We start from the raw sequence: 21,206 nt of genomic DNA, 5'->3' as shown, positions 1-21,206 counted from the left end.
CTAGACCTCCAGGCAGGTGGGCCCGAGCAGCACCTTGAGGTCCCCGAACAGGGCGGGCGAGGGGTTCACCCGCAGGTCGGGGCCCAGGCGCAGGACCTGCACCTTCTGCCGGGTCTCCAGGTGGATCCGGACCTCGGAGTCCCCGCGGTGGTTGCGCAGCACCGCGCCGATCTCCTTGACCGTCTCCTCCGTGGCCCGGAACTCGGGCAGGGCGATGAGCACCGGCCCGTTGTGCCCGTCCTCGGAGAGCTCGGGCACGGTGAGCTCCTGCGCGGAGATCGTCACCGACCCGTCGTCCCGGCGCTGCAGCCGGCCCTTGATCACGCACACGAGGTCCTCGGCGAGCACCCCGGCGATGGGGGCGTAGGCCTTCCCGAAGAACATCACCTCGATCGAGCCGGTCCGGTCCTCCAGCTCCACCCGGGCGTAGGCGTTGCCGGAGGTCTTGGCGATCCGCCGGGACAGGGACGTGATCATGCCGGCGACGGTGACCACGGCGCCGTCGGGCCGCCCGTCCTCCCCCAGCAGCGGCTGGATGGAGGTGTCGGCGTACTGGCCCAGCGCCTCGTCGAGGCCGCGCAGCGGGTGGTCGGAGACGTAGAGGCCGAGCATCTCCCGCTCGAAGGCGAGCAGGTCCTTGCGGTCCCACTCGGGGACGTCCGGGACGGCGACGGTGAGGGACGTGGTGGGGTCGTCGTCCGCGCCCATCCCCCCGAACAGGTCGAACTGGCCGGCGGCCTCCTGCCGCTTCACCGCCACCGTGGCGTCGACGGCCTCCTCGTGGCACAGCACCAGCCCGCGGCGGGTGTGGCCGAGGCGGTCGAAGGCGCCGGCCTTGACCAGGGACTCGATGGTGCGCTTGTTGCACACGACCGCGGGCACCTTGGCCAGGAAGTCGTTGAAGGTGGTGAACGCGCCCTTCTCCTCGCGGGCCTCCACCATGGCGGTCACCACGTTCGCGCCCACGTTGCGCACCGCGCCCATGCCGAAGCGGATGTCGGTGCCCACCGGGGTGAAGTTCAGGGCCGACTCGTTCACGTCCGGCGGGAGCACCGTGATGCCCATGCGCCGGCACTCGGTGAGGTAGAGGGCCAGCTTGTCCTTGTCGTCGCCCACCGAGGTGAGCAGCGCGGCCATGTACTCGGCCGGGTAGTGCGCCTTGAGGTACGCCGTCCAGTAGGACACGAGGCCGTACGCCGCGGAGTGGGCCTTGTTGAACGCGTAGTCCGAGAACGGCAGGAGGATGTCCCAGAGGGCCTTGATCGCGCCCTCCGAGTAGCCGCGCTCCGACATCCCCCCGTGGAAGCCCTTGTACTGCTTGTCCAGCTCGGACTTCTTCTTCTTGCCCATGGCGCGGCGGAGGATGTCCGCCTGGCCGAGCGAGAACCCGGCGACCTTCTGCGCGATCGCCATGACCTGCTCCTGGTAGACGATCAGGCCGTAGGTCGTGTTCAGGATCTCGGCGAGCGGCTCCTCGAGCTCCGGGTGGATCGGCGTGATCTCCTGCTGGCCGGTCTTGCGCAGGGCGTAGTTGGTGTGCGAGTTCGCGCCCATCGGCCCGGGCCGGTACAGGGCGATGACCGCGGAGATGTCCTCGAAGTTGTCCGGGCGCATCATCTTCAGCAGCTGGCGCATGGGCCCGCCGTCGAGCTGGAACACGCCGAGGGTGTCGCCGCGGGCCAGGAGCTCGTACGAGGGCATGTCGTCCAGTTCCAGGTGCTCCAGGTCCAGCACGAAGCCGTCCTGGTTGAGCTGGATGTTCTCGAGGGCGTCCGAGATGATCGTGAGGTTGCGCAGCCCCAGGAAGTCCATCTTGATCAGCCCGAGCCCCTCGCACGTGGGGTAGTCGAACTGGGTGATGATCTGCCCGTCCTGCTCGCGGCGCATGATCGGGATGATGTCGATCAGCGGGTGCGAGGACATGATGACGCCGGCGGCGTGCACGCCCCACTGCCGCTTGAGCCCCTCGAGGCCCTGGGCGGTCTCGAAGATCTTCTTGGCCTCGGGGTCCTGGCCGAGGATCTCCCGCAGCTCCTCGGCCTCGCCGTGGCGCTTGGCCTTCTCGTCGTAGACGTCCTTGAGGGAGATGCCCTTGCCCATGACGTCCGGCGGCATGGCCTTGGTGAGCTTCTCGCCCATGGAGAAGGGGTAGCCGAGCACGCGGGAGGAGTCCTTCAGGGCCTGCTTCGCCTTGATGGTGCCGTAGGTGACGATCATGGCCACGCGCTCGTCGCCGTACTTCTCGGTGACGTAGTGGATCACCTCGGAGCGGCGGCGGTCGTCGAAGTCGACGTCGAAGTCGGGCATCGAGACGCGGTCCGGGTTGAGGAAGCGCTCGAAGATCAGCCCGTGCTCCAGCGGGTTCAGCTCGGTGATGCGCATCGCGTACGCGACCATGGACCCGGCGCCGGAGCCGCGGCCGGGGCCGACGCGGATCCCGTTGTTCTTCGCCCAGTTGATGAAGTCGGCCACCACCAGGAAGTAGCCGGGGAAGCCCATCTGGATGATGATGCCCTTCTCGTACTCGGCCTGCTTCCGCACGTCGTCGGGGATGCCCCCGGGGAAGCGGTAGTGCAGGCCCTTCTCCACCTCCTCGACGAACCACGAGGTCTCGTCGTGGCCCTCGGGGGTCGGGAAGCGCGGCATGTAGTTGGCGGAGGTGTCGAACTCGACCTGGCAGCGCTCGGCGATCTCCAGGGTGTTGTCGCAGGCCTCCGGGAAGTCCCGGAACAGCTCGCGCATCTCGGCCGGGGACTTCAGGTAGAACTCGTCGGCGTCGAACTTGAAGCGCTTCGGGTCCGCCAGGGTCGAGCCGGACTGCACGCACAGCAGCGCCGCGTGGGACTTCGCGTCCTCGGCGTGGGTGTAGTGCAGGTCGTTGGTGGCGACCAGCGGGAGGCCGAGGTCCTTGGCCAGCCTCAGCAGGTCGCTCGTGACGTTCTTCTCGATGGCCAGGCCGTGGTCCATCAGCTCGCAGAAGTAGTTCTCGGCGCCGAAGATGTCCCGGAACTCCGCGGCCGCCTCCCGGGCCTCCTGGTACTGGCCCAGGCGCAGCCGGGTCTGGACCTCGCCCGACGGGCAGCCGGTGGTCGCGATGAGGCCCTTGCCGTACTGGTTGAGCAGCTCCCGGTCCATGCGCGGCTTGTACAGCTGGCCCTCCAGCGAGGCGAGCGAGGAGGCGCGGAACAGGTTCTGCATGCCCTCCGTGCTCTGCGCCAGCAGCGTCATGTGCGTGTACGCGCCGCCGCCGGAGACGTCGTCGCGGCCGCCGTCGGCGAACTTCACGCGCGAGCGGTCGGAGCGGGCGGTGCCGGGGGTGACGTAGGCCTCCACGCCGATGATGGGCTTGATCCCGGCCGCGTTGGCCTTGTTCCAGAAGTCGAAGGCGCCGAACACGTAGCCGTGGTCGGTGGTCGCCAGGGACGTCATGCCCATCTCGTGGCACGCCTCGAACAGGTCGTCGAGGCGCGCCGCACCGTCGAGCATCGAGTACTCGGTGTGCACGTGCAGGTGGGTGAAGCTCTTCTTGCCGGTCGCCGTCGTCACCCGTCCAGTGTAGTCGCCCGCACCGACCGGGCCGCCGGGCCCGCGGGCGCCCCCGTCAGGCCGGGCCGCCGTCCCGCAGGGTCTCCAGGGCGAACGCGAGGTCCGGCGGGTAGGGGCTCTCGAACTCGACCGGCTCCCCCGTCCCGGGGTGCTCGAAGCCCAGCCGCTTGGCGTGCAACCACTGGCGGGTGAGGCCCAGGCCCGCGGACAGCGCCGGGTCCGCGCCGTAGGTGAGGTCCCCGCAGCACGGGTGGCGCAGGGCCGCGAAGTGCACGCGGATCTGGTGGGTGCGCCCGGTCTCCAGGAGCACCTCCACGAGCGCGGCGCGGCCGAACGCCTCGAGCACCTCGTAGTGCGTCACGGCCGGGCGCCCGCCGTCGACCACCGCGAAGCGCCAGTCGTAGCCCGGGTGGCGGCCGATGGGCGCGTCGATCGTGCCGCGCAGGGGGTCGGGCAGGCCCTGGACCACCGTGTGGTAGACCTTCGTGACCGTGCGCTCCTTGAAGGCGCGCTTGAGCAGCGTGTAGGCGCGCTCCGTGCGGGCGACCACCATCAGCCCGGACGTCCCGACGTCGAGCCGGTGGACGACGCCCTTCCGCTCCGGAGCGCCCGAGGTCGTGATGGCGATCCCGGCCCCGGCCAGGGCGCCGACGACCGTCGGGCCCTTCCACCCCGGGGACGGGTGCGCGGCGACCCCCGGCGGCTTGTCGATGACGACGATGTCGTCGTCCAGGTGCACCACGCGGAAGTCCTCGACCACCTGGGGCACGATCTGCGACGGGTCCTCGGGGACGGGCACGTGCACGGTGAGGGTCTGGGAGGCCTCCACGCGGAAGGACTTGGCGACCGGGCGGTCCCGGTGCAGCACGAGGCCCTCGGCGCACAGCCCCGCGGCCACGGACCGGGAGAGGCCGGTGAGGGCCGCCACGGCGGCGTCCACGCGCTGGCCCTCGAGCTCCGCGGGCACGGTGAAGCGCTCCTCGACGTGCGTCGGCTCAGCCACGGTGGTCTCCCTCCCTGCGCTCGGCGGCGGGGGCCGCGTCCTGCTCGCCGGTCCCCGCACTGTTCCCCGCGCCGTCCCGGGCGCCGTCCCGGTCCCGGTCGCCGTCCCGGTCCCGGCTGCGGGTGCCGTCAGGCTCCCGGCCGAGGAGGGTGAGGAGGACGATGAGCGAGACGCCGGTCACCACGCCGCAGTCGGCGAGGTTGAAGATCGCGAAGCGCGGCACGGCGATGAAGTCCACCACGTGGCCGACCCCGAAGCCGGGCTCCCGCAGCAGCCGGTCGGTGAGGTTGCCGAGCGCGCCGCCGAGCACCAGGCCGAGGGCGAGCGCCCACGCCGCGGAGCGGACCCGGCGCAGGACCAGGACGATCACGACGGAGACCACGGCCATGACCAGGGTGAACACCCAGGTGATGCTCTCGCCGAGGGAGAACGCCGCCCCGGGGTTGCGGATGAACTGCCACCACAGCAGGCCGTCGACGACCGGCACCACCTGCCCCAGCTCCATGGTGGACACGACCCACCACTTGGTCAGCTGGTCCAGGGCGTAGACGAGCACGGCGGCGGCCGCGGCGAGCCACACGGCGCCGCGACGGGGCGCCGGCGGCGGGGCCGCCTCCGCAGGGGCTTCTGGATGCTCGCTCATGCTCTCCTCGGTCGACCGGGTCGGGATGCGGGGCCGCTCGGGGCCCCGCACCATGGTGCCACGCGCCGGACCGCGTCCGCCGCGCGGGGCGGACGGGACGGGGCGGGACGACGACGGAGGGACCGGCACGTGGCCGGTCCCTCCGTCGGACGCCGCTCGGCGTGCTGGTGCGGCGAGGGCGCTCAGGCCTGCTCGGCCGGCGCCGGTGCCGGCGCCAGGGACGGGACGGTGTCGAGCTCCAGGAGCTGCTCGTTGATGAAGTTCTTGAGGTTGGCGCGGTAGTCCTTCTCGAAGGTGCGCAGCCCGGAGACGCGGGTCTCGAGCTCGGCCTCCTCCTCCTGCAGCGCCGCGAGGGTCTCCTCGCGGGTGCGCCGCGCGTCGGCCACGAGCTCCTCGGCCTGGGCGCGCCCCTCGGCGACGAGGCGGTCGCGCTCGGCGGTGCCCTCGGCGACGTAGTCGTCGTGCAGCTTCTGGGCCATGGCGAGCACGCCGGCGGCCGACTGCGCGGCGCCGCCGACGGGGGCAGCCTCGGCGGGAGCCGCGGTGACGCCCTCGGCCGGGGTGGTCTCCACGGCAGTGGCAGGCTCCTGGACGGGAGCGACGACGGTCTCGGCGGGCGCCTCGGCGAGGCCCGGCTCGGAGACCGGCGAGGGGGTGGTGTCCCGGGGCGCGACCGGACGTCCCGCGGCCTCGAGCTGCTGCTTGAGGTCCGCGTTCTCCTGGTTCAGGCGGCGCAGCTCCACGACGATCTCGTCGAGGAAGTCGTCGACCTCGTCCTGGTCGTAGCCCTCCCGGAACTTGGTGGGCTGGAACCGCTTGTTGATGACGTCTTCGGGGGTCAGGGCCATGGGTGCTTCACTCCTTGTCCAGGGGCCGGCGCGGCGGCGGGGGCCGGCCGGTTACAGGTTACAGTGTGGCCCCCGCGGGGGCCGGGGATCAGACCAGCATCGTCCGGACGATGCTCCGGATGATGCTGATCGCGAAGATCAGGATCAGGAACCCGAGGTCCAGGGCGATCCCGCCGAAGCGCAGCGGCGGCACGAGCCGGCGCAGGAGCTTCATGGGCGGGTCGGTGATCGTGTAGACGACCGAGGCCGCGACGAGCGCGGCGCCGCGGGGCCGCCAGTTGCGCGCGAACATCTGGATCCAGTCGAGGACCAGGCGCGCGAGGAGGGCCACGTACACCAGGTGCAGGGCCAGGTAGAGCACGGAGAGCAGCAGCTCCATGGGGAGACCTCAGTCCTCCTGGTCGTCGTCGGCCCCGTCGGCCTCGTCGCCGCCGGCGGGGTGGCCGACGACCTCCACGTAGGACGGGGTGAGCAGGAAGACCTTGCCGGTCACGCGCTCGATGGATCCGTGGAGGGCGAAGACGAGCCCGGCGGAGAAGTCGACCAGGCGCTTGGCCTCGGCGTCCCCCATGTCCGAGACGTTCATGATGACGGGAGTGCCTTCCCGGAACGCCTCGCCGATCGACTTCGCGTCGTTGTAGGAGCGGGGGTGGACCGTGGTGATGGTGCGCAAGGTCGAGCTGTCCTCTCGAGAGCTGGAGGCGCGTTTGATGGGGGTGACGGGCGCCCGGTACTCGGCCGGCCGGCGGGGCACGGCGACGGCCGTGGACTCCTGCGCGCGGGTCTCGCGCGGTTCCTCGCGCACCACGGCGGAGGAGCGCTGCTCCTCGCGATCGGGGGCGTCGTCGTAGTCCTCGTCCGTCTCGGCGAGGCCGAGATAGATCATGGTGCGGCGCAACGCTCCGGCCATGTGCTCTCCTTGACTGTTCTGTGCGGATGTCGGCGGTGGGGGAAGGTCCAAGATCCTCGGCCCGCGCGCCTCGGGTGGTGCGGGAGGCGCGGCCGGGCCGTCCACCAAGCTATCGTACGGGCGGCCGGGGGCCGAGGACATCCGAGCCGACGCGCACGTGCGTGGCCCCGTGGTCCACGGCCTCCTCCAGGTCCTGGCTCATGCCCGCGGACACGGCCGTGGCGTCCGGCAGGGACGCCCGGAGCCGCTGCGAGATCTCGTGGAGGCGCTCGAAGGCGGGCCCCGGCGGGGCGCCCAGCGGGGCGACCGCCATGACCCCGCCCGCGCGCAGGCCCTCCGTGGCGGCGATCTGCTCGGCGAGGCGCAGGACGTCCTCGGGCAGGGCGCCGCCGCGGTGCTCCTCGGCGTCCAGCGAGACCTGCACGAGGCAGGTGAGGTCCGCCGCGGCGCAGGGGCCCGGCTCGGCCTCCCCCGCGGCCATGGCCTCCCGGTGGCGCTGCACGGCCCGGCCGAGGGCGGTGACGAGCGAGGCGCGGTCCACGGAGTGCACCCACGAGGCGTAGCGGACGACCGACTTCGCCTTGTTGGACTGGAGCTGGCCGATGAAGTGCCAGTCGAGGGGCCCGTCCACGAGACCTCGGACCTCGAAGGCCTTGGCGGCGGCCTCCTGGTCCCGGTTCTCACCCACGTCGGTGACGCCGAGCCGGTGCAGGCGCACGACGTCGGCGGCGGGGAAGAACTTGGTGACGGCGATCAGCCGCGGCACGCCCGACCCGGTCGTGCGGCGGGCGGCGGCGGCCTCGATCCGGGCGCGGACGCGCTCGAGGGCCGCGGCCAGCTCCCGCGTCCGCGGGTCCTGGTCGGCGGGGCCGGGCAGCGCCGGGCCCGGGGCGCCGCTCACGCGTCGCCCTCCGTGCCGCCGGCGCGCCACACGAGCCCCACGATCCGCCCGGAGCCGGGATCGCGGCGGTGCGAGGAGAGCCTCTCGTTCTCGTGGGTGCACGCGGGCCCCGGGGAGCCGTCGGGGTCGGCGAGGGCGACGCCGAGGGAGCCGAGCCGCTCCCGCGCGCCGGCCCGGAGGTCCAGCGCGGGGGTGCCCCACGAGGTGGTGGCCGCCACGGCCGGGATCCGCCGCGCGGACTCCTCCCGCATGGTCTCGGGCACCTCGTAGCAGGCCCCGCAGATGGAGGGGCCGATCCACGCGGTGACGTCCTGCGCCCCGCGGTGCCGCAGCCGCTCGACCGCGCGCTCGAGCACGCCGTCGAGCAGGCCCCTCCGGCCTGCGTGGGCCACGCCGGTGACGGGGCCCACCGGACCCTCGCCCACGAGGACGACGGGCACGCAGTCGGCGACCATCACCGCCAGGGGTGCGCCGGTCACGGAGACGGCGGCGTCCGCCCTGGGGGTCGCCGGCCGGACGGGGTCGTCCGCGTCGACGACGTCGGTGCCGTGCACCTGGTCGAGGAACAGCAGCGAGCCGCCGGGCACGCCCATGGCCTGCTCCAGCGCGGCCCGCCGGGCCCGCACCGCGGCGGGGTCGTCGCCGGTGTGCAGGGCCAGGTTGCCGGCCCCGCGGTGGGTGAACGCCACGCGCACGCCCTGCCCGACCTCTTCGTGCCACCAGAACACCGTGCTCCGCCTCCTGTTGCGCCGTCACCGGCCGTGCTCGTCTGCCGGCCGTGCTCGTCTGCCGGCCGTACTCGTCTGCCGGCCGTGCTGTCACCGGCCGTGCTGTCGTGGACCCTGCCGTCACGGGCCGCGCGTGCTCCAGCCGCCCCCGCGGGGGCGGCGCTTAATGCACCCGGGGGCGGGCGCGGTGCTCCGCGCCCGCCCCCGGGAGGGACCTCACTTCAGGAAGTCGGGGAAGTCCAGCGCGTCCTTGCGGGCGGCGCCGGCCGGGGCGCCGGTCTCGGCCTCGGCGGGCAGGTCCACGTCGAACCCGGCGTCGTCCGGGACGTCGTCGTTGGCGGCCGGCTGCGACCACTTCTGCTGGGCCGAGGGCTGCGCGAAGGCCGGGGCGCCGCCGCGCTGCGGGGAGCGGCCCACGCCGGCGGGCTGGGCCGCGCCGGAGCCGAAGGCCGCTCGGGTGGTGGCGGCCTGCTGGGCTGCGGCGTTGGTGTTGTTGGCGTTGGTCTCGGGGCTCACCGAGTCGAAGCCGGCGGCGATGACGGTCACGCGGGCCTGGTCGCCCAGGGCGTCGTCGATGACGGCGCCGAAGATGATGTTGGCCTCGGGGTGGGCCACCTCCTGCACCAGGCGGGCGGCCTCGTTGATCTCGAACAGCCCGAGGTCGGACCCGCCCTGGATGGACAGCAGCACGCCGTGCGCGCCGTCGATGGAGGCCTCCAGCAGCGGGGAGGCGATGGCGAGCTCGGCGGCCTTGACCGCGCGGTCCTCGCCCTGCGCCGAGCCGATGCCCATGAGGGCGGAGCCGGCGCCCTGCATGACGGACTTGACGTCCGCGAAGTCGAGGTTGATCAGCCCGGGGGTGGTGATCAGGTCGGTGATCCCCTGCACGCCGGACAGGAGCACCTGGTCCGCGGACTTGAAGGCGTCGAGCATGGAGACGTTGCGGTCCGAGATGGACAGCAGCCGGTCGTTCGGGATGACGATCAGGGTGTCGACCTCGTCGCGGAGGGTCTCGATCCCGTTCTCGGCCTGGTTCGAGCGGCGACGGCCCTCGAAGGTGAAGGGCCGGGTGACCACGCCGATGGTCAGGGCGCCCAGGGAGCGGGCGATGCGGGCCACGACGGGCGCGCCGCCCGTGCCGGTGCCGCCGCCCTCGCCGGCGGTGACGAAGACCATGTCCGCCCCCTTGAGGACCTCCTCGATCTCCTCGTGGTGGTCCTCGGCGGCCTGGCGCCCGACGTCGGGGTTGGCGCCCGCGCCGAGCCCGCGGGTCAGCTCGCGGCCGACGTCGAGCTTGACGTCGGCGTCGCTCATCAGCAGGGCCTGCGCGTCCGTGTTGATCGCGATGAACTCGACGCCGCGCAGACCCTCCTCGATCATCCGATTGACGGCGTTGACGCCGCCGCCGCCGATTCCGACGACCTTGATGACGGCCAAGTAGTTCTGGGGGGTGGAGGAGTCCATGGGTACCTAACTCGAGATGGTTCGGGGTCCGGGATCGCGGGCCGTACCTCGACCTTCGATCGAAGGTCGAATGTCAGGCCGTGGGCTGATCCCCGGGGAGGTTCGATGTCGGGTCAAGACTAACAACGGTCAGGACCACCTGCACGACAAGCCATACCGCTTTCGACACTTTTCGCCAAAACCGCAGGTCGTGCTGGGTTTACGGGCAACTGTCGACCTGTGGTGGAGGGTGAGGGACGTGCCGCCGGATTCAGCGCACGACGGGGCGCGTGGGGCTGGAGACGTCGTAGGTGGTGATGCCGCTGTCGGCGCCGCGGGCCTCCACGAGCTCCCGGAGCACCTGGGCCTTGAGCTCGCTGTCCTCCGCCGTCCCCCAGACGACCGTCCGGCCGTCCGTGAAGGCCAGCTCGACGGAGGAGAGGGACTCGGCGGAGGCCGAGCGGAGCTGGGCGAGGACGGACTCCGGGAGGGCGGCCAGCACGGCGGCGATCACGGCGAACCGGTCGGTCCCCAGGACCTCCCGACCGCCGGTCACCACGGGCACCCCGGCCTCCTCCGCGGAGGCCGCCGTGGTCAGCTCCACGCCCTCGGAGTCGACGACCACGAGCTCGCCGCCGTCCTCGACGGCGGCCACCGGCACCCGCTCGCGCAGCTCGACCACCAGGTGGTGCGGCGGCTCCAGGACCACCTCGATCGAGCGGACCTGCCGGATCTGCCCGACCGACTCGCGGACCTCCGCCTCGGAGATGCGGGTCAGGGGCGTCCCCCGGTAGGGCTCCAGCGCGGCCTCCACGCTGGCCGGGTCGGTGAGCTGGGCGCCCCGCACGGTGATGTCGCGGACCGCCAGGAGCGGGGAGAACAGCAGCACGCCCACCGCGAGGGCGGCCGTCAGCAGGACGGCCAGGGCGGCGCCGAGCCGCCGCCGGCGGCGCTGCGCCCGCGACGAACCGGGGAAGGCCACGACGGTGGACCCGCCGGGACGGGCGCCGACGGCCGTGGAGCCGTGCCGTGGGGGCTCGTCGGCGTCCGGGACGCGGGAGGCCGTGAGCACGCGCTCGGCGGCGCGCTGCTGGCGGTGTCGCCGCCAGGCGCTGAAGCGTCCCCCCGCGCTGGGCACCTCCTCGAGGTCGTCGGCGTCGGCCAGGGGCGAGACCTTGGACCCGTCGTTGACGCGCACCCGCACGGCGGGGAGCTCGTGCTCAGCAGCGGGCGTCCCGCCCGCCGGGTGCGCCGCGCCCGGCACGGCGGCCGCGCCGGCGCGGGGCACGCGCCCGGGCCGCTCCGGGGGCAGGCCGCCGGGCGCCGCGCCGCCATCAGCCGGGGCGCCGGCGGTCGGGGCGCCGGGCCCGGTCTGCGGCTCCTCCCCGAACAGGGGCTGGCGCGGTCGGCCGTGCCGGCTCATCAGGAGGTCCCGAGGCGGTCCACGAGGCGGGGTCCGAGCCGGGTGACGTCCCCGGCGCCCACGGTGAGCACGAGGTCGCCCGGGCGGGCCGCCCGCACGGCCTCGGCCACCGCGTCGGAGCCCTCGGGGACGTAGCGCACGTGGCCGGGGGCGCGCTCGGTGATGATCTCGCTCGTGAGCCCGGGCACCGGCTGCTCCCGGGCCGCGAAGATGTCGATGACGAGGCTCTCGTCGGCCAGCGCGAGGGCGTCGGCGAACTCCCCGGCGAACTCCCGGGTGCGGGAGAACAGGTGGGGCTGGAAGATCGCGATGACCTTGTGCTCCCCGGCGACCTCCCGGGCGGCGGTGAGCGCGGCGACGACCTCGGTGGGGTGGTGGGCGTAGTCGTCGAAGACCCGCACGCCCCGTGCCTCGCCGCGCAGGTCGAAGCGCCGCGCGGAGCCGTGGAAGCCGGCCAGGCCGCGGGCGGCGTCCGCGGGGGCCACGCCGGCCTCCAGCGCGACGCAGAAGGCCGCCGTCGCGTTCAGCACGTTGTGCAGCCCGGGCACCGCCAGCACGAGCTGCTCCTCCCGGCGGTCCGCGCCCTCGCCGAGGACGAGCGTGCTCCGGGTGCTCAGGCCGTTCGCGGGGCCGGGGACGACCCGCACGTCGGAGGCGGGGTCGGTGCCGTACGTGACGACCCTGCCGCCGGCCGCCCGGTGCCGCTCGGCCAGGCCCCGGGAGCCGGCGTCGTCCTGGCAGGCCACGAGCAGCCCGTCCTCGGACAGGGTGGCCGCGAAGTCGTCGAAGGCCGTGAAGAACGCCTCGCGGGAGGCGTAGAAGTCCAGGTGGTCGGGCTCGATGTTGGTGACGACGCCGATCCGGGGCGCGTACTTGAGGAACGAGCCGTCGGACTCGTCGGCCTCCGCCACGAACCACCGTCCCCCGCCGAGGGCCGCGTTGGAGCCCAGGTCCGCCACGTGCGCGCCGATGGCCCACGAGGGGTCGAGGCCGGCCTCCCGGAGGACCAGGGCGGCCATGGAGCTGGTGGTCGTCTTGCCGTGCGTGCCTGCGACGGCCACCACGTCGCGCCCGTGCATCGCGGCGGCGAGGCCGTCGGAGCGGTGCAGCACCCGCAGCCCGGCGGCGACGGCCGCGGCGTACTCGGGGTTGTCGGGGGTGATCGCGGTGGAGACCACCACGGTCCGGGCCCCCGCCACGTTCTCGGCGCGCTGGCCCACGAAGACCGTGGCGCCCAGCGCCTCGAGCTCCCGCAGGCCGGCGGAGTCCTGGCGGTCGGAGCCGCTCACGGGCACGCCGCGGGCGAGCATGAGGCGGGCCACGGCGGACATGCCCGCCCCGCCCATGCCGACGAAGTGGACGGCGCCCAGCTGCTCGGGCTCGATCCGGTGCTCAGCGCTCAACGGGGACCTCCTGGAGGATCAGACGGGCCAGCACGGCGTCGGCGTCCCGGACGCCGTGCGCGCGGCCGGCGGCGGCCATGGCGGCGAGCCGTTCCCGGTCGGTGGACAGGGGGTGGACGTGCTCGCGCCACCACGCGGGGGTGAAGTCGTCGTCGGCCACGAGCAGGGCGGCGCCGGCCTCCACCAGGGAGGCGGCGTTGAGCGCCTGCTCGCCGTTGCCGACGGGCAGGGGGACGAAGACGGCGGGCAGCCCGACGGCCGCGACCTCCGAGACGGTCGCGGCGCCCGCGCGCGCCACCAGCAGGTCCGCGGCGGCGTAGACGCGCTCCATGCCGTCCACGTACTCGACCTGGACGTAGCCGGGAGCGCTCAGGAGGGTGCCGTCGTCCGCGGTCAGCTGCTTGCCGCGGCCCGTGACGTGCAGGAGCTGGTAGCCGTGCTCCGCCGCCTCGGCGGCGACCTCGGCCACGGTGCGGTTCATGCTCAGGGCGCCGGAGGAGCCGCCGGTCACGACCACCGTGGGCCGCTCCGGGTCGAGCCCGAAGGAGCGGCGGGCGCCGTCGCGCAGGGCCGCCCGGTCCAGTCCGGCGATCTCCCGGCGCATGGGCATGCCCACGGTCGTGGCCCCGCGCAGGGGGGTGCCCGGGAAGGCCGTGGCCACGGTGCGCGCCCAGCGGGCGCCCACCCGGTTGGCCAGCCCGGGGCGGGCGTTGGCCTCGTGGATGACGATCGGCACGCCGCGGCGGGCGGCCGCGAGGTAGACGGGCGTGCAGACGTAGCCGCCCACGCCCACGACCACGTCGGGGCGCACGCGGTCCAGGATCTCCCCCGCCTGCCGGACCGCGCCCGCGAGCCGGGACGGCAGCCGCAGGAGGTCCACGGAGAGCCGGCGGGGCATGGGCACCCGGTCGACGAGCTCGAGGGCGAGCCCCGCCTGCGGGACCAGCCGCGTCTCCATCCCGGCGGCGGTGCCCACGGCGGTGAGGCGCGCGTCCGGCGCCTGCTCGCGCAGGGCGGCCGCGATGGCCAGCAGCGGGCTGACGTGCCCGGCGGTGCCGCCGCCGGCCAGCAGGACCGACGGCCCGGGGGCCTGGGGGGTCGGGTCGGACGATGTCATGCGCGATCCTTGCTCGGGGTGCGGGGGCGGGGGGCGCGGGCCGGGACGGGGATCCGGTGCGGCAGGCGGGTGAAGGACATGACCACGCCGACGGCGGCCAGGCTCATCAGAAGCGACGATCCACCGTAGCTGATGAACGGGAGCGGGATGCCGATGACGGGCAGCACCCCGGTGACCATGCCGATGTTGATGAACGCCTGCCCCACGAGCCACGTCACGATGCTCGCCGTGGCGATCCGGACGAAGCGGCTCCGGGCGCGCAGGATGACGCGGGCCATGGCCAGGGCCATCACGGCGAACAGGCCCAGGATCAGGAGGGCGCCGAGCAGGCCGAGCTCCTCCCCGATGATCGAGAAGATGTAGTCGTTGTGCGCCTCGGGCACGTAGTTGTACTTGAGCCGGGACTGCCCCAGGCCCACGCCCCACCAGCCGCCGGAGGCCAGCGCGTTGAGGCCCTGCTGCGCCTGGTAGCACGCGTCCGTGGCCCCGCACTCGCCGAAGAGCCAGCCGGTGATCCGGTCCACGCGGTGGGGGGCGGCCGCGACGGCCACGGCGCCGAGCAGGCCGGCGCCCGCGGCGGCGACGACGAACAGGCGCAGGGGCGCCCCCGCGAAGAACAGGGCCGCCGCGTAGATGAGGACGAACACGAGCACGGTCCCCATGTCCTCCCCCAGCATGACCATCAGGGTGGGCAGCCCGAAGCCGGCCACGGAGGGCCACAGGGCCCCGCGCCAGTTCCGCACCGCGTCGGCCTGCCGGGCGAGGACCACGGCCAGCCAGATCGCGACCGCGAGCTTGGCGGCCTCGGAGGGCTGGAAGGTCTGCCCGCCCACGAGGATCCAGTTCCGGTTGCCGTTGACGGTGCTGCCCAGTGGGGTGAACACGAGGCCCAGGAGCAGGACCGCCAGGACCAGCAGGCCGGTGGCCCCGCGGCGGTACCACTCCGTGGGCACGAAGGAGAGCCCGAACATCAGGACGACGCCCAGCCCGGCGAAGGTCGCCTGCTTGACGAAGTACGAGTACGCGGACTGCTCCGAGGAGATGGACTCCACCGCGGAGGCGGAGAGGACCATCATGATGCCGATGCCGGTGAGCAGGAGCACCGAGCCGGCGAGCGCGTAGTAGGAGTGGATGAGGGGCCCGTCCACGAGCGCCCGCCAGAACCGGCGGGCGCCGCCCAGCGAGCCGCGCGCCGCCTGCTGCAGGCCGGGCCGGTCCTGGAGGGCGGTCACGTCAGCCGCTCCACGAGGTCCGCGACCTCCTTGATGAACGCGTCGCCGCGGTGGGCGTAGGAGCGGAACTGGTCCATGGACGCCGCGGCCGGCGCCATGAGCACGGTGTCCCCCCGCTGCGCGGCCCCGTGGGCGAGGCGCACGGCCTCCGCCATCACCACGTCGCCCGCGGAGGCCTCCGCTGCGGCGGCCGTTGCTGCGGACTCCGCGGCGTCCGCTGCGGCGTCATCCGCGGCCGCGTCCTGCGCCGGGTGCAGGACGGGGACGTCCGGGGCGTGCCGGGCGAGGGCCTCGAGCAGGGAGGCGTTGTCGGTGCCGAGGAGCACGACGGTGCGCAGCCGCGCGGCGTGCCGGGCGACGAGCCGGTCGTAGGAGACGCCCTTGGACAGGCCGCCGGCGATCCACACGACGGAGTCGAAGGCGGACAGGGAGGCGTCGGCGGCGTGCGGGTTCGTGGCCTTGGAGTCGTTGATCCACATCACCCCGTGGGTGGTGGCCACCGCCTGGATGCGGTGGTCGCCGGGCTCGTAGGCGCGCAGCCCGTCGCGCACGGCCTCCGGCGGGGCGCCGGCGGCCCGGGCGAGGGCCGCGGCGGCCAGGGCGTTGGCCACGCCGTGGCGGGTGGGGATGGGGCCGGTGTCCGCGATCGAGGCGAGCTCGAGGGCGGAGCGGCGCCGGTCCTCGTGGAAGGCCCGGTCCACGAGCAGGTCCTCGACGACCCCGAGCATGCCCACGTCCGGGGTGTCGAGGGTGAAGCCGACCGCGCGGCAGCCCTCCTCGACGTCGGCCTCCTCCACCATCCGCACGGTCTCGGGCTGCTGGGCGTTGTAGACGCAGGCCGCGCGGGTGTGCTCGTAGATCCGGGACTTGTCCGCGGCGTAGTTCTCGTAGCCGCCGTGCCAGTCCACGTGGTCCTCGGCCAGGTTGAGCACCACGGACGCGAGCGGGGACATCGAGTGCGTCCAGTGCAGCTGGAAGCTGGAGAGCTCCACGGCCAGGACGTCGTACTCGACCGGCTCGCGCAGGGCGTCGAGGATCGGGGTGCCCACGTTGCCCACCGCGGCCGCGGTGAGACCGGCGGCGCGGAGCATGGCCTCGGTCATCCCCACCGTGGTCGTCTTGCCGTTGGTGCCGGTGATGCACACCCACTCGGCGGTCTTCTTCCCGGGCCGCTCGCGCACGCGCCAGGCCAGCTCGACGTCGCCCCAGATCTGGATCCCCTCGGCGGCCGCGGTGGCCGGCAGGGGGTGGGAGGGCGCGAAGCCCGGGGAGGTGACCACCAGGTCGGGGCGGGCGCCCTCGACGTCGGGGACGGCCCGGAAGGCGTCCTCCCCCAGGAGGACGTCGGCGGCGCCGACGATCCGCAGGGTGTCCGCCTTTCCCCGCGTGGTGGCGGAGTCCGTGCCGTCGACGACGACGACGCGGGCGCCCAGCTCGATCAGGGTGTCGGCGGCGGCGAAGCCGGACACGCCGATGCCGGCCACGACCACCCGCAGCCCGGCCCAGTCGGCGTCCCAGCCGGTCAGCCCGGCCAGCCGGGGGTTGTCGCGGACGGGGTTCTCGTTGCTCGCGTGGATCACTGGACCATACCTCCGTGGGAGAGCAGCCAGTCGCCGTAGAAGACGCCGAGCGCGGCCGCCACGAACAGCCCGGCGATGATCCAGAAGCGGACCACGATGGTGACCTCGTTCCAGCCCTTGAGCTCGAAGTGGTGCTGCAGCGGCGCCATCTTGAAGATGCGCTTGCCGCCGGAGAGCTTGAAGTAGCCGACCTGCAGGATGACCGAGACGGTGATGACCACGAACAGGCCGGCGATGAGCACGAGGAGCAGCTCGGTGCGGGTCAGCACCGCGAAGGCGGCGAGGCCGCCGCCGAGGCCCAGGGAGCCGGTGTCGCCCATGAAGATCTTCGCGGGGGACGTGTTCCACCACAGGAAGCCCACGAGCGCCCCGATGAGGGCGGCCGCGAGGAGGGCCAGGTCCGAGGCGTCCCGGACCTGGTAGCACACGCCCGCGCTCACGGTCCCGCAGAGGTGGGTGTTCTGCCACATGGCGATGAGCATGTAGCCGCTGAACACGAGGATGGACGCGCCGGTGGCGAGCCCGTCCAGGCCGTCGGTGAGGTTGACGGCGTTGGTGGTGGCCGTCGCGATGAGGTTGACCCAGACGATGAACAGGATCGCCCCGACCACCGGGCCCGCGAAGGCGAGGTCCAGGGCGGTGTCCCGGGTGACGGAGATCGCCGTGGACGCCGCGCTGGCGCCGTCCTCGTCGCGCACGAGCAGCACGAGCACCGCGAAGCCGGTGCCGATCAGGCCCTGCAGGACGATCTTGCCCGCGGCGCTCAGGCCCAGGTTCTGCTTCTTGGTGATCTTCTTGAAGTCGTCGACGAAGCCGACCAGCCCCATGCCGAGCATCAGCACCAGCGCCGCGAGCCCGGAGACGGTGACGCCTCCGTAGGAGGGCCACAGGAGCCCCGAGACCAGGTGCGTGAGCGCGTAGGCGAGGACGACCGAGCCGAGGATCGCCACGCCGCCCATGGTGGGGGTGCCGCGCTTGGTGTGGTGGCTCGTGGGCCCGTCGTCCCGGATGAACTGGCCGTAGCCGCGCCGGGCGAGGAACTTGATGAACGCCGGCGTGCCCAGCAGGGACAGCGCCAGCGCGAGGCCGGCCGCCATGAGGATCTGGATCATGCGCGCTCGGTCCCTTCGTGGGCGGTGCCGCCGGCGGGTCGCCCGGCGGCGTCCAGGTCCGCGTTGACGAACGGCCCGGCGGACAGCCAGTGGTCGCCGCGGGCGGGCGCGTCGTTGCCAGGGGCGGGGGCGGGACCGGTCCCGGCCGTCCCCGCGTCGGCGGCCACCCGGTCGCCCAGGACCCCCAGCCCGGAGGCGTTGGAGGACTTGAACAGGACGATGTCCCCGGGGGCCAGCTCGTGGCGCAGGATCTCGTGCGCCTCCTCGGCGGTCCCCACCCACGTGGCCTCGTTGCCCCAGGAGCCCTCGAGCTGCGCCGCGTCGTAGACCGGCCGTGCCAGCTCGCCGACCGCGATCAGCTTGGAGATGTTCAGCCGCACGACCATCCGGCCCAGGGCGTCGTGCTCCTCCACGGTGCTGTCGCCGAGCTCGAGCATGCCGCCCAGCACGGCCCAGGTCCGCCGGGGCGCGGCACCGCCGGTGCCGCGGCCCAGCTGGGCGAGGGTCTGCAGGGCGGCCCGCATGGACTGGGGGTTGGCGTTGTAGGCGTCGTTGATCACGGTCACGCCGTCGGGGCGCTCGGTGCGCTCCATCCGCCAGCGGCTGGCGGCGCCCTGGGCGTTGAGCGAGGCGGCGATCCGCTCCGGGGCCACGCCGGCCGTGAAGGCGGCGGCGGCCGCGGCGAGGAGGTTCGACACGTGGTGGTCGCCGATCAGCCGGGACGCGACCCGGTGCACGGACCCGTCCGGGAAGTGCAGGTCGAACTCGGGGTTGCCGGCGGCGCCCAGGCGCACCCCGGACGCGTGCACGCGCGCCGCGGGCACCTCGGGCAGGGCGTTCGCCGGGGACTCGCCGAAGAGCACGACGGGGGCCGCGGTGCGGCGGTGCATCTGCCGCACGGCGGCGTCGTCGTCGTTGAGCACCGCGACCCCGTCCGCGCCGAGGGACTCGACGAGCTCCCCCTTCGCCCGGGCGATGTTGGCGGTCCCGCCGAACTCCCCGGCGTGGGCGGAGCCCACGCAGAGCACGACCCCGATGTTCGGCCGGACCATCCGGCAGAGGTAGTCGATGTTGCCGATCTTCGTGGCGCCCATCTCGATGATCAGGAAGCGGGTGTCGGGCCCGGCGGTGAAGACGGTCAGCGGGACGCCGACCTCCCCGTTGTAGGAGCCCTGCGGGGCGACGGTGGGCCCCTCGGCCGAGAAGATCCCCCGGAGCAGGTCCTTGGTGGTGGTCTTGCCCACGGAGCCGGTCACGGCGATCACCTTGACCTCGTGGTCGGCGCGCAGGTGGGCGACCACCCAGGCGGCCAGCCGGCCCATCGCCTCGACCACGTCGGGGACGATCACGGAGGGGTAGACGACGCCCGCGGCGTCGGCGACCTCGCGCTCGGCCAGGGCGAGCACGGCCCCGGCGGCGAAAGCGGCGCCCACGAACTCGTGGCCGTCGGTCACCTCCCCGGGCTTGGCGACGAAGAGCGTCCCCGGGCGTGCCTCGCGGGAGTCGGTGGTCACGTGGTCGACGACGACCGCCCCGGTGTCGCCGGCGGCGCGGCCCTCCGTGATCTGCGCGATCTGTGCAGCGGTCAGTTCGATCATCGGTCCTCCCAACGGCCCTGCTGCGCGTCGGCCAGTGCGGCCCGCAGCTCTTCCCTGTCGTCCAGCGGGTGGTCCACGCCCCGGATCTCCTGGACCGTCTCGTGCCCGCGCCCGGCGACGAGCACCGAGTCCCCGGGCCGGGCCATGGCGACCGCGGCGCGGATCGCCTCCGCGCGGGGGGCGACCACCAGCACCTCGGCGGCGCGGGCGCCGGCCGCCTGCGCGGCCCGGGCGCCGGCGGCGACCTCCTCGCGGATCCCGGCGGGCTCCTCGTCGTGCGGGTCGTCGTCGGTGACGACCACGACGTCGGCGTGCCGGGCGGCGATCTCGCCCATCACGGGGCGCTTGGTGCGGTCCCGCTCCCCCGTGGCCCCGAAGACGACGATGACGCGCCCGTCGCCCTCGGGCGGCTCGACGGCGGCCAGGGCGCGGCGCAGGGCATCGGGGTTGTGCGCGAAGTCCACGACGGCGGTGGGCTCGGTCCCGATCAGCTGCATCCGGCCGGGCACGTCCGTGGTGAGCGGGTCGGTCTCGTCGAGGGCGCGCTGGACGGCGTCGAGGTCGGCCCCGGAGGCGACGACCATCAGGACGGCGAGCGCGGCGTTGGCGACGTTGAAGTCCCCGGGCAGGCCGGTGGAGACCCGCAGCGAGCGGCCGTCGCGGTGGCGCAGCACGAAGGAGTGGCCCACGCCGCGGCGGGCGACGTCGGCCAGGGTCCAGTCCGGGTCGGGCAGCGCGCCGGGGGTGAGGGCGACCGCGGCGACGCTCTCGGCGCCCAGCTCCCGGCGGGCGTGCTCGGCCGCGCGCCGTCCCCACGCGTCGTCGGCGTCCTGGACGAGGACGACGGCGCGGCGGGTGCGCTCGGGGGTGAACAGCTGCGCCTTGACGGCGAAGTACTCCTCCATCGACCCGTGCAGGTCGAGGTGGTCCTGGGTGAGGTTCGTGAAGCCCGCGACGTCGTAGCGCACCCCGTCCACGCGGTGGAACTCCAGGGCGTGGGAGGACACCTCCATGGACGCGGCGGTGATCCCGCGCTCGCGCATCAGGGCGAGCAGGGAGTGGACGTGGGGGGCCTCGGGGGTGGTCAGCCGGGAGGGGATGGACTCCTCGCCGGCGAGGATCTCGATGGTGCCGATCAGGCCGGTGCGGTGGCCCAGGGCGCGCAGGAGGGAGTTGGTGAAGTAGGTGGTGGTGGTCTTCCCGTTGGTGCCGGTGACGGCGAACAGGGTGGGGGCCGTGCCGTCCTGGGGCTGGGAGCCGTACACGCGGGCCGCGATCGCGCCCACGGCGCGGCGGGGGTCGGGGGACACGACGACGGGCAGGTCCGGGCCGGAGCCCTCCAGCAGCGCCTGCCCCTCGGCGTCGGTGAGCACGGCGACCGCGCCGGCCCGCCGGGCGTCCGCGGCGAACCGGGCCCCGTGCACGCGGGCGCCGGGCAGCGCCGCGTAGAGGTCCCCGGGGCGCGCCGCGCGGGAGTCGAGGGAGACGCCGGTGATCTCCGGGCCGGGCGCGGCGCCGGGGGCCGGGGAGCCGCCCGCGAGCCGTGCGACCTCGGCGAGGCCGAGCGGCCGGGGCCGGGCGGGGCGCAGGGTCTGCGCGTCCTGCCCCTGCGGGGCTGTTCCCTGCTGGGCTGTGGCGTCCATCAACGTCCTTCGGGGTCTCTGGTGGGCGGTCGGGTGGTCCGCCCGGGGGGAGGCGTCGAGCACCGGTGGTCCCCGG

17 protein-coding genes are annotated in these 21,206 nt (G+C 74.0%); all 17 read right to left on the bottom strand.

Annotated elements, in window-relative coordinates:
- The 17 genes from dnaE to IEW07_RS13980 all read right to left on the bottom strand — a co-directional run bounded on the left by dnaE (window position 1) and on the right by IEW07_RS13980 (window position 21,130).
- Window positions 1–3,546, bottom strand: a complete 3,546-nt coding sequence (gene dnaE / locus IEW07_RS14060; protein WP_188538311.1) for a DNA polymerase III subunit alpha — start codon at window positions 3,544–3,546, stop codon at window positions 1–3.
- 55 nt (window positions 3,547–3,601) lie between these two features.
- Complete coding sequence (locus IEW07_RS14055; RefSeq protein ID WP_188538309.1) at window positions 3,602–4,549, bottom strand: RluA family pseudouridine synthase; 948 nt, start codon at window positions 4,547–4,549, stop codon at window positions 3,602–3,604.
- Entirely contained in the window at window positions 4,542–5,192 is a 651-nt protein-coding gene (gene lspA, locus IEW07_RS14050) for a signal peptidase II (RefSeq protein ID WP_188538307.1), read from the bottom strand. Before lspA ends, IEW07_RS14055 begins: the two co-directional genes overlap by 8 nt.
- Before the next feature lie 182 nt (window positions 5,193–5,374).
- Window positions 5,375–6,040 (bottom strand): DivIVA domain-containing protein, encoded by a 666-nt coding sequence (locus IEW07_RS14045; RefSeq protein WP_188538305.1) that lies wholly within the window; start codon window positions 6,038–6,040, stop codon window positions 5,375–5,377.
- An 88-nt stretch (window positions 6,041–6,128) separates the two neighbouring features.
- Entirely contained in the window at window positions 6,129–6,419 is a 291-nt protein-coding gene (locus IEW07_RS14040) for a YggT family protein (protein WP_188538302.1), read from the bottom strand.
- Between the two features lie 9 nt (window positions 6,420–6,428).
- A complete protein-coding gene (locus IEW07_RS14035) occupies window positions 6,429–6,950 on the bottom strand; it encodes a cell division protein SepF (protein ID WP_188538301.1) in 522 nt (173 codons plus the stop codon).
- A gap of 109 nt (window positions 6,951–7,059) precedes the next feature.
- Complete coding sequence (locus tag IEW07_RS14030) at window positions 7,060–7,851, bottom strand: YggS family pyridoxal phosphate-dependent enzyme (protein ID WP_229741860.1); 792 nt, start codon at window positions 7,849–7,851, stop codon at window positions 7,060–7,062.
- A complete protein-coding gene (locus IEW07_RS14025) occupies window positions 7,848–8,579 on the bottom strand; it encodes a purine nucleoside phosphorylase YfiH/LACC1 family protein (RefSeq protein WP_188538298.1) in 732 nt (243 codons plus the stop codon). The genes IEW07_RS14030 and IEW07_RS14025 overlap by 4 nt, the downstream gene beginning before the upstream one ends.
- 216 nt (window positions 8,580–8,795) lie before the next feature.
- Complete coding sequence (ftsZ, locus tag IEW07_RS14020; protein WP_188538297.1) at window positions 8,796–10,043, bottom strand: cell division protein FtsZ; 1,248 nt, start codon at window positions 10,041–10,043, stop codon at window positions 8,796–8,798.
- A 250-nt stretch (window positions 10,044–10,293) separates the two neighbouring features.
- Window positions 10,294–11,445 (bottom strand): cell division protein FtsQ/DivIB, encoded by a 1,152-nt coding sequence (locus IEW07_RS14015; protein ID WP_188538295.1) that lies wholly within the window; start codon window positions 11,443–11,445, stop codon window positions 10,294–10,296.
- Window positions 11,445–12,848 carry a UDP-N-acetylmuramate--L-alanine ligase gene (gene murC, locus IEW07_RS14010; protein WP_188538293.1) on the bottom strand — a complete coding sequence of 468 codons (1,404 nt, stop codon included), beginning with the start codon at window positions 12,846–12,848 and terminating at the stop codon, window positions 11,445–11,447. Before murC ends, IEW07_RS14015 begins: the two co-directional genes overlap by 1 nt.
- Entirely contained in the window at window positions 12,838–13,965 is a 1,128-nt protein-coding gene (murG, locus tag IEW07_RS14005; RefSeq protein ID WP_188538292.1) for an undecaprenyldiphospho-muramoylpentapeptide beta-N-acetylglucosaminyltransferase, read from the bottom strand. The genes murC and murG overlap by 11 nt, the downstream gene beginning before the upstream one ends.
- Window positions 13,962–15,197, bottom strand: a complete 1,236-nt coding sequence (gene ftsW, locus IEW07_RS14000; protein ID WP_188538290.1) for a putative lipid II flippase FtsW — start codon at window positions 15,195–15,197, stop codon at window positions 13,962–13,964. The genes murG and ftsW overlap by 4 nt, the downstream gene beginning before the upstream one ends.
- Window positions 15,194–16,777 (bottom strand): UDP-N-acetylmuramoyl-L-alanine--D-glutamate ligase, encoded by a 1,584-nt coding sequence (gene murD, locus IEW07_RS13995; protein WP_188538288.1) that lies wholly within the window; start codon window positions 16,775–16,777, stop codon window positions 15,194–15,196. The genes ftsW and murD overlap by 4 nt, the downstream gene beginning before the upstream one ends.
- Window positions 16,774–17,889, bottom strand: a complete 1,116-nt coding sequence (mraY, locus tag IEW07_RS13990) for a phospho-N-acetylmuramoyl-pentapeptide-transferase (protein ID WP_188538286.1) — start codon at window positions 17,887–17,889, stop codon at window positions 16,774–16,776. Before mraY ends, murD begins: the two co-directional genes overlap by 4 nt.
- Window positions 17,886–19,487, bottom strand: coding sequence for a UDP-N-acetylmuramoyl-tripeptide--D-alanyl-D-alanine ligase (locus IEW07_RS13985; protein ID WP_188538284.1), 1,602 nt, complete (start codon window positions 19,485–19,487; stop codon window positions 17,886–17,888). Before IEW07_RS13985 ends, mraY begins: the two co-directional genes overlap by 4 nt.
- Window positions 19,484–21,130 (bottom strand): UDP-N-acetylmuramoyl-L-alanyl-D-glutamate--2,6-diaminopimelate ligase, encoded by a 1,647-nt coding sequence (locus IEW07_RS13980; protein WP_188538282.1) that lies wholly within the window; start codon window positions 21,128–21,130, stop codon window positions 19,484–19,486. The genes IEW07_RS13985 and IEW07_RS13980 overlap by 4 nt, the downstream gene beginning before the upstream one ends.
- Window positions 21,131–21,206: the final 76 nt, after the last annotated feature.

It is taken from the genome of Kocuria dechangensis (assembly GCF_014636775.1).
In the GTDB taxonomy this organism is placed as follows: Bacteria; Actinomycetota; Actinomycetes; order Actinomycetales; family Micrococcaceae; genus Kocuria; species Kocuria dechangensis.
This window is presented reverse-complemented; position numbering and strand designations above follow the sequence as displayed.

Excerpts from the sequence above, each read along its gene's own strand:
- lspA (WP_188538307.1), bottom strand. The coding sequence starts at position 5,192 with ATGAGCGAGCATCCAGAAGCCCCTGCGGAGGCGGCCCCGCCGCCGGCG.
- IEW07_RS14045 (WP_188538305.1), bottom strand. The coding sequence starts at position 6,040 with ATGGCCCTGACCCCCGAAGACGTCATCAACAAGCGGTTCCAGCCCACC.
- IEW07_RS14040 (WP_188538302.1), bottom strand. The coding sequence starts at position 6,419 with ATGGAGCTGCTGCTCTCCGTGCTCTACCTGGCCCTGCACCTGGTGTAC.
- IEW07_RS14035 (WP_188538301.1), bottom strand. The coding sequence starts at position 6,950 with ATGGCCGGAGCGTTGCGCCGCACCATGATCTATCTCGGCCTCGCCGAG.
- ftsZ (WP_188538297.1), bottom strand. The coding sequence starts at position 10,043 with ATGGACTCCTCCACCCCCCAGAACTACTTGGCCGTCATCAAGGTCGTC.
- IEW07_RS14015 (WP_188538295.1), bottom strand. The coding sequence starts at position 11,445 with ATGAGCCGGCACGGCCGACCGCGCCAGCCCCTGTTCGGGGAGGAGCCG.
- murG (WP_188538292.1), bottom strand. The coding sequence starts at position 13,965 with ATGACATCGTCCGACCCGACCCCCCAGGCCCCCGGGCCGTCGGTCCTG.
- mraY (WP_188538286.1), bottom strand. The coding sequence starts at position 17,889 with ATGATCCAGATCCTCATGGCGGCCGGCCTCGCGCTGGCGCTGTCCCTG.
- IEW07_RS13985 (WP_188538284.1), bottom strand. The coding sequence starts at position 19,487 with ATGATCGAACTGACCGCTGCACAGATCGCGCAGATCACGGAGGGCCGC.
- IEW07_RS13980 (WP_188538282.1), bottom strand. The coding sequence starts at position 21,130 with ATGGACGCCACAGCCCAGCAGGGAACAGCCCCGCAGGGGCAGGACGCG.